A 12,296-nucleotide genomic window follows, 5' to 3' on the forward strand; every position below is an offset into this window, starting at 1 on the left:
GTGTCTGGGGGTGGCACTTGCCGGAACCTCACCCGGCTCGTCCGGGCTCCCCTATCCGACGGAGCAGACGGAGCAGCCAGAGCCGCCAGAGCCGCCGATGCCGTTCTAGCGGTGCTGCTGCACGTCGCCCCGACCAAAGCTCCCGTAGCGCTCCGCGGCGAAGTCAAGCAGTGCCGAGGCACGCGGCGTCAGGCTCATGTCTTCGGGCCAGATGCCGACCACGTGGGAGACGGTGACTGGTGGATCGAGCGGGCGAATCACAAACGGCCGTCCTTCAATGCTTGTGGGCAGCGTGTTGGGCCGAGACATCAGCAGACCGTAGCCCACGCCGCGGGCCACGATCGCCTCCACGAGACTGATCTGGGTCACGCGGGCCTCGATCCGCGGTTCGAGGCCACGCGCGCTGAATGCGTCCGCGACGTTTCGGGTTCCCGGGGTGGCGTCGTACTGAATGTAGGGCTCCTCCGCGAGATCTGCGAGGTCCACCGCGTCCGCCGCCGCGAGCGGGTGCTCGGGATGGAGGTGCACCTCGAGCTCGGTCGCATAAATTTTGCGGCGCCGATAGCCGAGCGGGAGGGACACGTTGTACACGAGCGCCACGTCGAGCCTGCCAGCCTCAAGTTCGGAGAGCAGTTCCTCATTCGTACCCACCATGATTTCAATGTGAACGCCGGGGTGCCGCTTGGGAAACTCCTCCAGCAGTTCAGGCACCACATGGGTGGCGAAGCTCGAAAAGCACCCCAGCTTGACCGGGCCCCGCAGTTCTTGCCCCCGCCGCGCTCCAAGGACAAGCTCTTGAGTATCCGCAACGATCTGCCGCGCCTCACGGGCAAACTGCTGTCCCGTGGGCGTCAGCGTGAGTCCACGAGCCTTGCGGCGCACGCACAGCTGCTCCCCGACGGCGCGCTCCAGGCTTGTGATCGCCTGCGAGAGTGCCGACTCCGAGATGTGCAGGTGAGCCGCCGCAGCGCTGAGCGTGGCGAAATTCGGGAGCGCAGCAAAGAGTTCCAGCTGCCGCAAACTCACGTCGGCCATGACCGTGCCTCCCTATTTCGGAAACTGAAGTTCAATCGAATTTGATCTTCATATTACTGTGATTTACACGCAGTGACGCGCACCACAACACTAGAGAGGCACCTTCCCAGATCCCTCCGCCGGAGGGGCAACAACGACGTTAGGGACCTCCACTCATGAGCGCATCACACACCGCGGCGAGACCCAGCTCGCAGCGCCGGATCGCCTTCGCGACAATCATCGGCACCACAATCGAGTGGTACGACTTCTTCATCTACGCGACAAGCGCGGGCCTCGTCTTCGCGCAGCTCTTTTTCCAGCCCGCAGGCAAGGAGATCGCCCTCCTGCTCTCGCTTGCAACCGTCGGGATCTCGTTCCTGTTCCGGCCACTCGGCGCATTCCTCGCGGGGCACTTCGGAGACATCATTGGGCGGCGCACAATGCTTGTGGTCACACTCGTGCTGATGGGCGTCGCGACCACGCTCATCGGTGTGCTTCCGAGCTATTCCCAGATCGGCATCGCGGCGCCTATCTTCCTGCTGCTTCTGCGCATCCTCCAAGGCCTCTCCGCCGGCGGCGAGTGGGGCGGCGCGGTCCTCATGGCCGTCGAGCACGCCCCCGCGGATCGGCGGGGCCGGGCCGGATCCTGGCCGCAGCTCGGTGTGCCGCTCGGCTTCCTGCTCGCCTCAGGCATGACGGCGCTCATGACCGGGGTCATCTCCCCCGGCGAGGCATACCTGCAGTGGGGGTGGCGCGTGCCGTTCCTCGTGAGCGTTGTGCTCATCGTCGTCGGGTTTGTGATCCGGCGCTCCGTCGAGGAAAGCCCCGTTTTCACGGAAATCGCCGAGCGCGGGGCCCAGACAAGCGCACCGATCGTGACCCTGTTCAAGCGGCACTGGGGCCTGGTGGTGCTCGCCGCGCTCGTATTTGTCGGCAACAGCACCCTCGGCTACATGACAACAGGCGGATTCCTCAACAACTACGCCATCGCTGAACAGGGCCTCGACACCACTGCGGTGCTTCTCGCTGCCTGCGTTGCTGCACTCGTGTGGTTCTGCTCCACACTCTTCTCCGGCTACCTTGCCGATGTGCTCGGCCGACGCACCACGTTCCTGATCGGCTTTGGCATCCAGGCGATTGCGGCGTTCCCGATCTTCTGGCTCGTCAGCACCGGCGGGCTCCCTGGCCTGTACACCGCGCTTGTCCTGATTTCGACAGGGCTCGGCCTCACCTATGGCCCGCTCGCCGCGTGGTACTCAGAGATTTTCCCGGCCTCAGTCCGCTTCTCCGGGGTCTCGATCACCTACGCGCTCGGCGCGGTCTTCGGTGGCGCTTTTGCACCCATGATCTCGCAGATGCTGCTCGACACCACCGGCACGACCGCAGCGGTCTCGTGGTACCTACTCATCACGACGCTCCTCGGAGCGGGCGCGGCCCTGTGCCTGCGCGATCGGTCTGGGATCCCGCTCGGTCCGGATCATGAGGCCGAACAGGCCCACGGTGCCACGGTCTTCTCCACTCCGGTGGCAACCCCGGAGCTCCTCAGTCAGCGGTAGGCCGCGCTCGACAGCGGTAGGCGGCGCTCGCGAGCGGTAGGCAGCGCTCGCCACCAGCACGTATTCCATCATCCAGCAAGAAGGAGTCATCATGGGTGATCACCCCACCAGAATCGCGGTCATCGGCGGCGGGATGGGCGGACTCACCGCCGCCATCGCGCTCACGAGAATCGCCGGCGTCGACGTCACAGTCTTCGAGCAGGCACGTAAACTCGGCGATGTCGGCGCGGGCGTCACTGTCGCCCCAAACGGGCAACGCGTGCTTGACCGGCTCGGGGTCCTCGAACCGGTCAAGCGAGCCGGGGCAATTCCGGACGGCCACGGTGTGTACCAGGATTCGCTCGGCAACCTTGTTGCGGAAGCCGCCTGGGAGGACTCCGCGCAGCAATACCAAAACGTTGGGATGTACCGGCCCGACCTCGTCAACGTACTGGCGCAGGAGGTTGAGACAGACACGATTCGCCTAGGCCACCGCCTCACCGCGATCCACCCGCTCGAGCACGGAGTCCGTGTGGAGTTCGAGAACGGCGTGCAGGAGGAATTTGATGCCGTCGTCGGAGCGGACGGGATCCACTCCGTCGTGCGGGACTCACTCATGCATCTTCCTGAGCCCGTCTACTCGGGGTTCATGGCGTACCGCGGTGTGCTCGACGCGAGCCTGCTCCCCGATGACTGGCGCATGATCAGCCAGGTCTGGATGGGCGAGGGGAAACACTTCATGTGTTACCCGCTGCAGCAGCGCAAACTCTTCAACTACGTCGGCTTCGTTCCGAGCGACCGACCACTCAAAGAGTCGTGGTCAGCACCCGGCAACGTGGCCGATCTCGCCGCAGAGTTTGCCGGTGAAAACTGGGACCCGCGGCTACAGCACTTCATCAGTCTGATCGACAAGACGTTCTGGTGGGGACTCTATGACCACGAGCCGCTGACCAACTGGTCACAGGGGCGCGTCACACTCCTCGGCGACTCGGCGCACACGATGCTGCCGCACGCGGGTCAGGGTGTCAACCAGGCGATGGAGGACGCGATCACCCTCGCATTTTTCCTCAAAGAAGCCGAGGGTGTCGACGGGATCGCAGAGGCCTTCAAGCGGTACACGGCGGTGCGGATGCAGCGGACCGCGATCCTGCAGAACGCATCTCGCCGGAGCGGGTCCCAGTTCGACGCGCAGAACGAGTTCGAAGACATCGCGAAGCGCGACGCCGACCTCCGAGCAGGGCGCGACTTCCGCCGCAGCGTGATCTTCGACTTCGACGCGGTCAAGGCCGCCGAAAAAGCACTCACCCGATTCAGGAGGATCTGATTCACATGACATCCGTCAGCATTATTGGTACCGGCAAGATGGGTTCCGCGATCGCCGAGATCGCCGCACGCGCCGGAGCGGACATTCAGATCATTCGACGACGAGCGGGGGCCGGATCCTCGCTCGAACGATCCGACGCGGTTTACGGCATGGTGGGCGACGACCTCACGGGCGAGCTCGTGGTGCTCGCTGTTCCCTACGAGGCGTATCCGAGTGTGCTGGAGCAGTACCGGGATCGCCTCGCCGGCAAAACAGTGATCGACATCGCCAATCCGATCGATTTCACGACCTACGATGAGCTCCAAGTGCCCGCAGACTCCTCGACCGCCGTCGAGCTTTCCCAGGCGCTCCCAGCGGGGGTCGCGGTCGTGAAAGCTTTCAATGTGAACCTCGGGGATACGCTCAGCACCGGCACCAACGGCACCACCACGACAACCGTGCTGTTCGCGGGGGACGACGCCGAAGCAAAGATCGCGGTGGCAGCGCTCATAGAAGCGAGCGGGCTCCGAGCGATCGACGCAGGCCAGCTGTCGCGAGCACGCGAACTCGAAGCAATGGGCTTCCTGCAGATCGTGCTGGCCGCCACGGGCAAGACGCGCTACGAGTCGGGATTCACGCTGCTGCAGTAGCTGCTGCTGCAGTGGCCGCTGCTGCAGCTCTACTGGCTACCGCGGCACGGGCCGCCGCTGCGGGCACCGAACTCACTCGGTGCCCGCAGCGGCCCTGCATCGTTCAGCGGCACTCCGTCGTTCAACAGCACTGCATCGTTCAGCAACGCTGTGCCGTTCAGCAACACTGTGCCGTTCAGCAACGCTGAGTCGTTCAACAACACTGTGCTGTTCAACAACACTGAGTCGTTCAGCAGCACTGTGCTGTTCAGCAGCTCTGTGCCGTTCAGCAACGCTGTGCCGTTCAACAACACTGTGCCGTTCAACAACACTGTGCCGTTCAGCAACGCTGAGTCGTTCAACAACACTGTGCCGTTCAGCAGCACTGCGTAGTTCCACGGCATTGTCAGTGGTCCCTGCCATCCTGGGATGCATGACCCCGATCACTCTCGCGCTGCTCTTCATTTTGGTGGCCCTGCTCGCCGGCGGTGCCGGCGCCGCTGTCGGCATGACCGTCCGCGGGCGCAGCGCCGCGCGCAGCCTCAGTGCCGCTCTCGCAGAACACACGGCCTCCGCGGAACGCGACGTGGCACTCGCCGCGCAGCATGCGCGGCTCGATGCCGAAGCGGGTGCCCGGCTGCTCAGAGAAGAGCTCGCCGCAGCCGAGACGCGCGTGCATGGCCTCGAAGAACGGCTCCGCGACGCCCATCTCCACGCGCGGGAACGCGCCGAGCTGGAGCGCGAGGAACAGCGCGTGCTGCAGCAGCTCGCCCCGCTCCGCGAGAGCCTCGGCAAGCTCGAGCAGACCGTCACGACGCTCGAGCAGCAGCGCGCCACACAGCATGGGGAGATCACACAGCAGTTACGCCAGGCGGCCCTGGCCGAAGATAAGCTCCGCGGTACCGCTGAGAGTCTCGCGGCCGCGCTGCGCTCGAACAACACTCGCGGACTGTGGGGCGAAACCCAGCTGCGGCGCATCATCGAGGCGGCCGGCATGATCGAGCACGTCGACTTCCAGGTGCAGCAGCAGCTCACCACGGAACAGGGCGTGCTCCGCCCCGACATGGTCGTGCATCTGCCGGGCGGGAAGGCCATCGCGATCGACGCGAAGGTGCCGTTCGCCGCGTACCTTGAGGTACAGCAGCTCGATGCGCAGCAGCTCAGCGCTCCGCAAGACGACGCGAGAGACGCCCGCCGCACCGCGCTCCTCGCACAGCACGCCAAGGCACTCCGCGAGCACATCCTCGCCCTGAGCAAACGCGACTACGCGGCCGCGCTCCCCGACTCCCCAGAGTTCGTGATCGCGTTTCTGCCGAGCGAATCGCTGCTCTCCAGCGCGCTCGACACCGACCCGCTGCTCATGGAGTTCGCCTTCGAGCGTCGCGTTGCCCTCGCCTCTCCCGTGAGCCTCTGGGCCATTCTGAAGTCGGTGGCGCACAGCTGGCGGCAGGAGTCGCTCACTTCGGAAGCGCGGGCGCTGTTCGACCTGAGCCGGGAGCTGCACACGCGCCTCGGCCGCAACGCAACCCACCTCGACAAGCTGGGCCGCACGCTCTCCCGCGGGGTGCAAGACTACAACGCCTACATCGGCTCACTGGAACGCCAGGTCCTCCCGACAGCGCGCAAGATCAGCGCGCTCAACGGGGAACAGATCGCGCCACCCCCGGCCCAGCTGGAGGATGCGGTGCGACCGCTCGTTGCACCGGAGCTACGGCCCGAGGCCGAGGACCACGGTGAGACGGACGGTGCCGGGGATGCGAGCACCACAGCGGACACAGCGGACACAGCAAACTCAACGAGCACAGCGAACACAGGAAGCACAGGAAGCACAGGAAGCTCAGGAAGCACAGCGAGCTCTGACGAAACCGTGGGCGCCGGCCACCCCGACAAGCTCTGGGCTTAGGAGAGACCCCGAAAACGCAGGACGCCCCGAGCGAATATTCGCTCGGGGCGTTCTGCGTCGCGTCAGGAGATTAGTCCCAGCGGCTCGGATCCATGTCGCTCACGATGTGGCGGATGGTTCCCGAGTGCGAGCGCATCACGATGCTTTCGGCGCGCATGAACGGACCGCGACGCTCAACGCCATCGATGAACTCGGCGTCGGTGATGCCGGTCGCCACGAAGTAGCAGTTGTCGCTCGCAACGAGGTCATTCGCCTCGAGCACGCGGTCGAGGTCGTGACCCGCGGCGAGGGCGCGCTCGCGCTCCTCGTCATCCTTCGGCCACAGGAGGCCCTGGATCACGCCGCCGAGAGCCTTCACGGCGCACGCGGTGATGATGCCCTCGGGGGTGCCGCCGATGCCGACGCACATGTCAATTCGGGAATCCCAGCGAGCCGCGTTCACGCCGCCCGCGACGTCGCCGTCCATCAGGAGACGAGTGCCGGCACCGGCCTCGCGGATGTCGGTGATGAGCTGCTCGTGGCGGGGACGATCCAGCACCGCGACGCGAATGTCAGAAACGTCGACCTTCTTTGCACGAGCCAGCGCGCGGATGTTCTCGCCGATCGGACGGTTGATGTCGACCACGCCGACGCCCTCCGGACCGCACACGAGCTTGTCCATGTAGAACACTGCCGAGGGGTCGTACATGCTGCCGCGATCCGCCACCGCGATCACCGAGAGCGCACCCGGGCGACCCTCGGCCGTGAGGCGCGTGCCGTCGATGGGATCCACCGCAACGTCACACTCTGCACCCTCGCCGTTGCCGACAACCTCGCCGTTGTACAGCCAGGGAGCGTCATCCTTCTCGCCCTCGCCGATCACGACCGTGCCCTTCATGTTCACGGTCGAGAGGAACCGACGCATCGCGTCGACCGCAGCACCATCGGCTGCGTTCTTATCCCCGCGGCCAATCCACGGGGTTGCGCGCATTGCTGCGGCTTCGGTCGCGCGGACGAGTTCCATCGCGAGGTTACGGTCGGGCTGCCAGTCGCCAAGCGAAACGGGTTCAGTCATGCCCAGAAGTCTACCGCCTCCGAGCGATCGGTCCGCAGAGCGCCGAGGCGGGTTGCCGCGTCCCGGTGTGCGCGGGGTTCCTGGCCCCCGGCCATTCCCCGATCTGACCCCGTAGACTGGGGCAGAGAACCGGCCGTTCGCCGCGCAACGGCGCCGCGGCCCCCGATTCATCCGCACGATCCCGTCACGAACTACCCGTCACGAACTACCCGTCAAGAACTACCCGTCAAGAACCACCCGCCGCGCACCGCACGTCACCGGGCGCGGCCCACACTCGAGGAGCACACATGCCCGTCGCCAGCCCGGAACAGTACGCCGCAATGCTTGACGCCGCCAAGTCGGGAAGCTTCGCATTCCCCGCCGTCAACGTGTCAAGCTCGCAGACGCTCAACGCCGCTCTGCAGGGCTTCGCTGAGGCCGGATCCGACGGCATCATCCAGGTCAGCTTCGGCGGTGCCGACTACTTTGCCGGCCACACAGTGAAGAACCGCGTCGGCGGAGCCATCGCGTTCGCAAAGTACGCGGAGGAGGTCGCCAAGGCCTACGACGTCACCGTCGCGCTGCACACCGACCACTGCCCCAAGCAGCACCTCGACAACTTCGTGCTCCCCCTCATCGCTGCAAGCGAAGAGCGGGTCGCGCAGGGCGGGCTCCCCTACTTCCAGTCGCACATGTGGGACGGCTCGGCTGTGCCCCTCGCTGAGAACCTCGACATTGCACGCGAACTCCTGCCCCGCATGGCTGCGGCGCAAATGATCCTCGAGGTCGAGATCGGCGTCGTCGGCGGCGAAGAGGACGGCATCGCCCACGAGATCAACGACCAGCTCTACACGACGCTCGAGGACGCAGTCGCGACTGTCGAGGCGCTCGGCCTGGGCGAGCAGGGCCGCTACCTCACCGCGCTCACCTTCGGCAACGTGCACGGCGTCTACAAGCCCGGCGGTGTGAAGCTGCGCCCCGAGCTCCTCGCCGAAATCCAGGCCGGGCTGCAGGCGAAGTACGGCACGGGCGAAAAGCCCCTCGACCTCGTCTTCCACGGCGGCTCCGGTTCCTCGGCCGAGGAGATCGCTGAGGCTGTGCGCAACGGCGTGATCAAGATGAACATCGACACGGACACGCAGTACGCGTTCACCCGCCCGGTTGTCGACCACATCATGAAGAACTACGACGGCGTGCTGAAGATCGACGGCGAGGTCGGCAACAAGAAGCTGTACGACCCCCGCGCCTACGGCAAGGCAGCCGAGAGCGGGATGGCCGCGCGCATCGCGCTGGCCTCCGAGCAGCTCGGCTCCGCCGGAAAGTCCGTGAGCGCCTAGTGTCCTCCGAACCCACCGCGCCCGAACAGCCCGCGCAGCAGCCTCCGCAGCAGCCCGCTGCTGCACAGCCCGCTCGCCCCGCACAGCCCGCCTATGGCGAGTACGCCCCGGAGGGCTGGGAGTGGAAGCCCGAGGGTGCCGCGGCGGACGCCGCTGAGGCAGGCTCGCGCACGGGCGGCGGCGTGCCCGCTGCCCCCGCAGGCGTGCCGCACAACCTGGGTGCCCCCGCTCGAAGCGGTGACGCCGCCCCGGCGCGGCAGGTCCGTCCCGCGGCAGACACGCAGCAGGGTGCTGGCGAACCGTATCGCGCAGCGGCCCCGCAGCAGCAGAACCCGCAGCAGCAAAACCCGCAGCACCAAAACCCGCAGCAGAACGCACAGCTGCCGCCCGCTTACCGGATGCCGGGGACCCCGACACCGCGGCTGGGCGACCGGATCGTGACGATCGTGCTGCTCGCGTTCGGCGCGTTCGGCGCACTGAACATCGCGGCGTCGTTCTTTGGCCTGGAGTCACAGATCCGCCTGACCGCTTCGCTGATTGGGCTCGAGGATGCAACCGTTGCGAGCTGGGTCGGCCCGCTCGGTGTCGTCAGCGGGCTCGTCGTGCTCCTGCTGTTCGCACTCACGTTGATCTTCTCGATCCAGCGGATGCGCCAGCACAAAATCACGTTCTGGGTGCCGCTCGCCGCCGGGGCGATCGCGTTCATCCTCCTCGTGGTGGTGCCCATGATCGCGCTCTCCGGTGCCCCCGAAATCATGGAGCAGTTGCAGAACGATCCCACGGGATCCCTCGACAAGATGTTGAACGCGCTCACAGAGATGCAGACTCCGTAGGTAGGAGCCTGTAGCGCAGAGTATGTAGAGCGCAGAGTATGTAGAGCGCACCGCCCGGTGACCCGGGCACGCACACACCCCGCAGCGGGGCGGCCAAGGTTACGGCCGCTCCGCTGCACTCGTGTATGGGGGTGCCGGGCACATGCCGTCGGCCTCGAGCTCAGCGAGCTCGAAGTGCCACCGCTCATTCTCAAACGTTTGGCACAACCCAAACTCGGACCCGTACTGGCCCATCCAGAGGGACTCCTCGAGTCCCCCAATATCGACAGCCTGGCCTGTGACGTGGCTCGAACGTTCCGGGGTGTCTACCCACTTCCGGGCCTCCTCCTCACTGCCGTACGTCACTACGGCATCATCGAGGAGCTGCTGCTGCAATTCGGCACTGCGCCATCCCGACGTTACGCGAAGCTCGATCCCGTCCGCCGCCGCACGGTCTGCCGCCGCAAGCACAGCGTCATGCAACGCCGGATCAAGCCCGGCCATCGCCGCGTGATCCGCGTGCACCGAGATTCCGTTCGGGTCGTGAATCGATCCGTCGCCCGAAGCCGCAGCGGGCGAGGTATCGGCAAAAACTGTGCCGTCCCCCTCGGGCGGGGCCTCAACGACGCCGAAGTTCCCTGAATCAGTGCTGGCCTCCCGCGCGCCCGGAGCGCAGGCGCCCAGCGCCAGGAGCAGCGTGAGCGCCACGAGAGTGAGTACCGTCGCCGACACACTGGCGAAGACGGCGGGTGAGAGAGTACGAAACTTCGTGAACATGTTTCCAGTGAAGCGGGCCGGATGTTGCATCAGTGTATGGTCGGAAAAGATCTGGGTTGGTCAAGAAAGAACACGTCGAGTTTCTCACACGGACGCAACATCGCCCTGCCTACACTGATCAGCATGCGCGTACTTGTGGTTGAAGACCATCCCGTCCTGGGCCCCGCCGTGCGGGCCCATCTCGCCCGAGAGGGCTTCGCAGCCGACCTCGTCGCGGACGGCGACACCGCACTCGAATCGCTCGCGGTGCACGAGGTCGACCTGCTCGTACTCGATCGCGATATCCCGGGCGTGCACGGTGACGAGGTGGCCCGCCGCGCACACCGAGACCACCCCGAGGTGCGCGTAATCATGCTCACCGCGGCCGCGTCACTCCAGGACAAGATCGATGGATTCGGTCTTGGTGCCGACGACTACCTCACCAAACCATTCGCGCTTGCCGAGCTTGTGATGCGGCTGCGCGCGCTCGCCCGCCGCCCCACAACCGCGCTCCCCACCACACTGCTGTGGGGCACCATCGAGCTCGACCCCTTCACACGCGAGGTACGCCGGGGAGGCACTCAAGTCACCCTCACGCGAAAGCAGTTCGGCGTGCTCGAACAACTCATGCGGGCGGGAGGCGGGCTTGTCAGTGCCGAGACGCTCCTCGAAAAAGTGTGGGATGAGCACGCTGATCCATTCACGACCGCTCCCCGGGTCACAGTGTCGACCCTGCGCCGAGCACTCGGCCAGCCGGACCCGATCGATACCGTCGTGGGCGAGGGCTACCGGATGGCCGTCGATGCGTAACTCACGAGCACGAATCACGCTGACGCTCAGCTACACTGCGTTCCTCCTCGTGGCAGGCGGCGCGGTGCTGGCCGGGGTCTACGTGGTGGTGCGCTACCTCCCGGGCTACCCGCTCGTCTCCGACGATCCCTCACGGACCCCGGTCAATACAAGCCGCGGAGAGATCCTCGATACCCTCGTGGAACTCTCGCTGTGGATCATGCTGGGGTTCCTCGTTCTCGGCTTGCTCGGGGGCTGGCTTCTCTCGGGCCGAGTGCTGCGGCCGCTGCGCGCGCTCGAAGCCGGGGCCCGCCGGATCACCGACGGCGATCTCGATCACCGGATCGCGCTCGAGCGGCGTGACGAGTTTGGAGACGTGGCTCGAGCCTTCGACGCGATGGTCGCCCGGCTGCAAGACACTCTCGCCGCGCAACGCCGCTTCGCCGCGAACGCGTCCCACGAGCTCCGTACTCCACTGTCGACGATGTCTGTGCTCCTCGAATCAGCCGCCCAACACCCCGAAGAGACGGATCCGAGCGCCCTCCTGCGGGATCTCACCACTGAGAACACGCGCGCGATCACGCTGATGGAAGCGCTGTTGCGGCTCCATGCCGCCGGCGGACGGGACACAAGCGCCGACGACGTCGTGAACCTTGCCGCCCTCACGCAGGAAGCCGCCGTGCGGCTCGGCGTAGCTGATCCCGCGGGATCCACCCCGCCTCCCGCGCTCGTAATCGCGGATCCGCTGCTGCTCCACCAGCTCGTCGAGAACCTGCTCAGAAACGCGATCCAGCACGGCACAGGAGGCGTTGGCGTGACCACCGACACCCGGCCTGCGGCGATCGCCGGCGATCCAGACGAGATTGTCCTCACCGTCACCAACGACGGTCCCTTCATCGAGGAGACCACGCTCGCGCGCTTCACCGAGCCACTGTTCCGCGGCTCTGGGCGAGCCCAGAACCCCACCGAGGGCGTCGGGCTCGGCCTCGCACTCGTGGAACAGATCGTAAAAACACACGGCGGGTCGCTGCGGTTCGCCTCACCCCGGAGCGGTGGGCTGAGCGCACAGGTCACGCTACCCGCAGCTCCAGACGCGTAAGGCGCGCGACGCCGCGGGCTACTTTGTTGCTGCGCTGCTGGTGCTCTGTTGCTGCTACTTCGCTGCGGCTCCGCTGCTGGTGCTCT

General features: G+C 66.0%; 12 protein-coding genes. 8 read left to right on the top strand and 4 right to left on the bottom strand.

From position 1 onward, the window contains the following. Positions 1-105: 105 nt before the first annotated feature. Positions 106-1,035, bottom strand: coding sequence for a LysR family transcriptional regulator (locus tag FM113_RS09415; RefSeq protein ID WP_087014003.1), 930 nt, complete (start codon positions 1,033-1,035; stop codon positions 106-108). Between the two features lie 155 nt (positions 1,036-1,190). Between FM113_RS09415 and FM113_RS09420 the strand changes: the two genes are divergently transcribed. The 3 genes from FM113_RS09420 (at position 1,191) to FM113_RS09430 (ending at position 4,502) form a co-directional block, all read left to right on the top strand. Further along, complete coding sequence (locus FM113_RS09420; RefSeq protein ID WP_087014005.1) at positions 1,191-2,570, top strand: MFS transporter; 1,380 nt, start codon at positions 1,191-1,193, stop codon at positions 2,568-2,570. Positions 2,571-2,661: 91 nt separating this feature from the next. Beyond that, positions 2,662-3,873, top strand: coding sequence for an NAD(P)/FAD-dependent oxidoreductase (locus tag FM113_RS09425; RefSeq protein WP_087014007.1), 1,212 nt, complete (start codon positions 2,662-2,664; stop codon positions 3,871-3,873). A gap of 5 nt (positions 3,874-3,878) precedes the next feature. Continuing rightward, positions 3,879-4,502: an NADPH-dependent F420 reductase gene (locus tag FM113_RS09430; protein WP_087014009.1), complete on the top strand. Its 624-nt coding sequence runs from the start codon at positions 3,879-3,881 to the stop codon at positions 4,500-4,502. A 29-nt stretch (positions 4,503-4,531) separates the two neighbouring features. On the opposite strand, the gene FM113_RS09435 is transcribed toward FM113_RS09430, so the two are convergent. Further along, positions 4,532-4,885: a hypothetical protein gene (locus FM113_RS09435; RefSeq protein WP_087014011.1), complete on the bottom strand. Its 354-nt coding sequence runs from the start codon at positions 4,883-4,885 to the stop codon at positions 4,532-4,534. Positions 4,886-4,914: 29 nt separating this feature from the next. Here FM113_RS09435 and FM113_RS09440 point away from each other — a divergent pair, with 29 nt between their 5' ends. Continuing rightward, complete coding sequence (locus FM113_RS09440; RefSeq protein ID WP_087014013.1) at positions 4,915-6,384, top strand: DNA recombination protein RmuC; 1,470 nt, start codon at positions 4,915-4,917, stop codon at positions 6,382-6,384. Between the two features lie 70 nt (positions 6,385-6,454). Here the strand turns inward: FM113_RS09440 and glpX are convergent, their stop codons facing one another. Further along, a complete protein-coding gene (glpX, locus tag FM113_RS09445) occupies positions 6,455-7,438 on the bottom strand; it encodes a class II fructose-bisphosphatase (RefSeq protein WP_087014015.1) in 984 nt (327 codons plus the stop codon). Between the two features lie 287 nt (positions 7,439-7,725). On the opposite strand from glpX, the gene fbaA reads away from it, so the two are divergent. Both fbaA and FM113_RS09455 read left to right on the top strand, forming a co-directional pair. Then, complete coding sequence (gene fbaA, locus FM113_RS09450) at positions 7,726-8,754, top strand: class II fructose-bisphosphate aldolase (protein ID WP_087014017.1); 1,029 nt, start codon at positions 7,726-7,728, stop codon at positions 8,752-8,754. After that, the gene (locus FM113_RS09455) at positions 8,754-9,587 is read left to right on the top strand and encodes a DUF6264 family protein (RefSeq protein WP_087014019.1); all 834 of its coding nucleotides are present in this window, start codon (positions 8,754-8,756) and stop codon (positions 9,585-9,587) included. The genes fbaA and FM113_RS09455 overlap by 1 nt, the downstream gene beginning before the upstream one ends. Before the next feature lie 99 nt (positions 9,588-9,686). Here FM113_RS09455 and FM113_RS09460 read toward each other — a convergent pair whose 3' ends face one another. Then, positions 9,687-10,343, bottom strand: a complete 657-nt coding sequence (locus tag FM113_RS09460; protein ID WP_254908947.1) for a M15 family metallopeptidase — start codon at positions 10,341-10,343, stop codon at positions 9,687-9,689. 123 nt (positions 10,344-10,466) lie between these two features. On the opposite strand from FM113_RS09460, the gene FM113_RS09465 reads away from it, so the two are divergent. Both FM113_RS09465 and FM113_RS09470 read left to right on the top strand, forming a co-directional pair. Beyond that, complete coding sequence (locus FM113_RS09465; RefSeq protein WP_087014361.1) at positions 10,467-11,132, top strand: response regulator transcription factor; 666 nt, start codon at positions 10,467-10,469, stop codon at positions 11,130-11,132. Then, positions 11,125-12,210 carry a HAMP domain-containing sensor histidine kinase gene (locus tag FM113_RS09470; protein ID WP_087014023.1) on the top strand — a complete coding sequence of 362 codons (1,086 nt, stop codon included), beginning with the start codon at positions 11,125-11,127 and terminating at the stop codon, positions 12,208-12,210. The genes FM113_RS09465 and FM113_RS09470 overlap by 8 nt, the downstream gene beginning before the upstream one ends. Positions 12,211-12,296: the final 86 nt, after the last annotated feature.

The sequence above is a fragment of the Leucobacter sp. 7(1) genome (assembly GCF_900163635.1).
Classification (GTDB): Bacteria; Actinomycetota; Actinomycetes; order Actinomycetales; family Microbacteriaceae; genus Leucobacter.

Excerpts from the sequence above, each read along its gene's own strand:
- glpX (WP_087014015.1), bottom strand. The coding sequence starts at position 7,438 with ATGACTGAACCCGTTTCGCTTGGCGACTGGCAGCCCGACCGTAACCTC.
- FM113_RS09425 (WP_087014007.1), top strand. The coding sequence starts at position 2,662 with ATGGGTGATCACCCCACCAGAATCGCGGTCATCGGCGGCGGGATGGGC.
- FM113_RS09465 (WP_087014361.1), top strand. The coding sequence starts at position 10,467 with ATGCGCGTACTTGTGGTTGAAGACCATCCCGTCCTGGGCCCCGCCGTG.
- FM113_RS09420 (WP_087014005.1), top strand. The coding sequence starts at position 1,191 with ATGAGCGCATCACACACCGCGGCGAGACCCAGCTCGCAGCGCCGGATC.
- FM113_RS09415 (WP_087014003.1), bottom strand. The coding sequence starts at position 1,035 with ATGGCCGACGTGAGTTTGCGGCAGCTGGAACTCTTTGCTGCGCTCCCG.
- FM113_RS09430 (WP_087014009.1), top strand. The coding sequence starts at position 3,879 with ATGACATCCGTCAGCATTATTGGTACCGGCAAGATGGGTTCCGCGATC.
- fbaA (WP_087014017.1), top strand. The coding sequence starts at position 7,726 with ATGCCCGTCGCCAGCCCGGAACAGTACGCCGCAATGCTTGACGCCGCC.
- FM113_RS09440 (WP_087014013.1), top strand. The coding sequence starts at position 4,915 with ATGACCCCGATCACTCTCGCGCTGCTCTTCATTTTGGTGGCCCTGCTC.
- FM113_RS09460 (WP_254908947.1), bottom strand. The coding sequence starts at position 10,343 with ATGTTCACGAAGTTTCGTACTCTCTCACCCGCCGTCTTCGCCAGTGTG.
- FM113_RS09470 (WP_087014023.1), top strand. The coding sequence starts at position 11,125 with ATGCGTAACTCACGAGCACGAATCACGCTGACGCTCAGCTACACTGCG.
- FM113_RS09435 (WP_087014011.1), bottom strand. The coding sequence starts at position 4,885 with ATGCCGTGGAACTACGCAGTGCTGCTGAACGGCACAGTGTTGTTGAAC.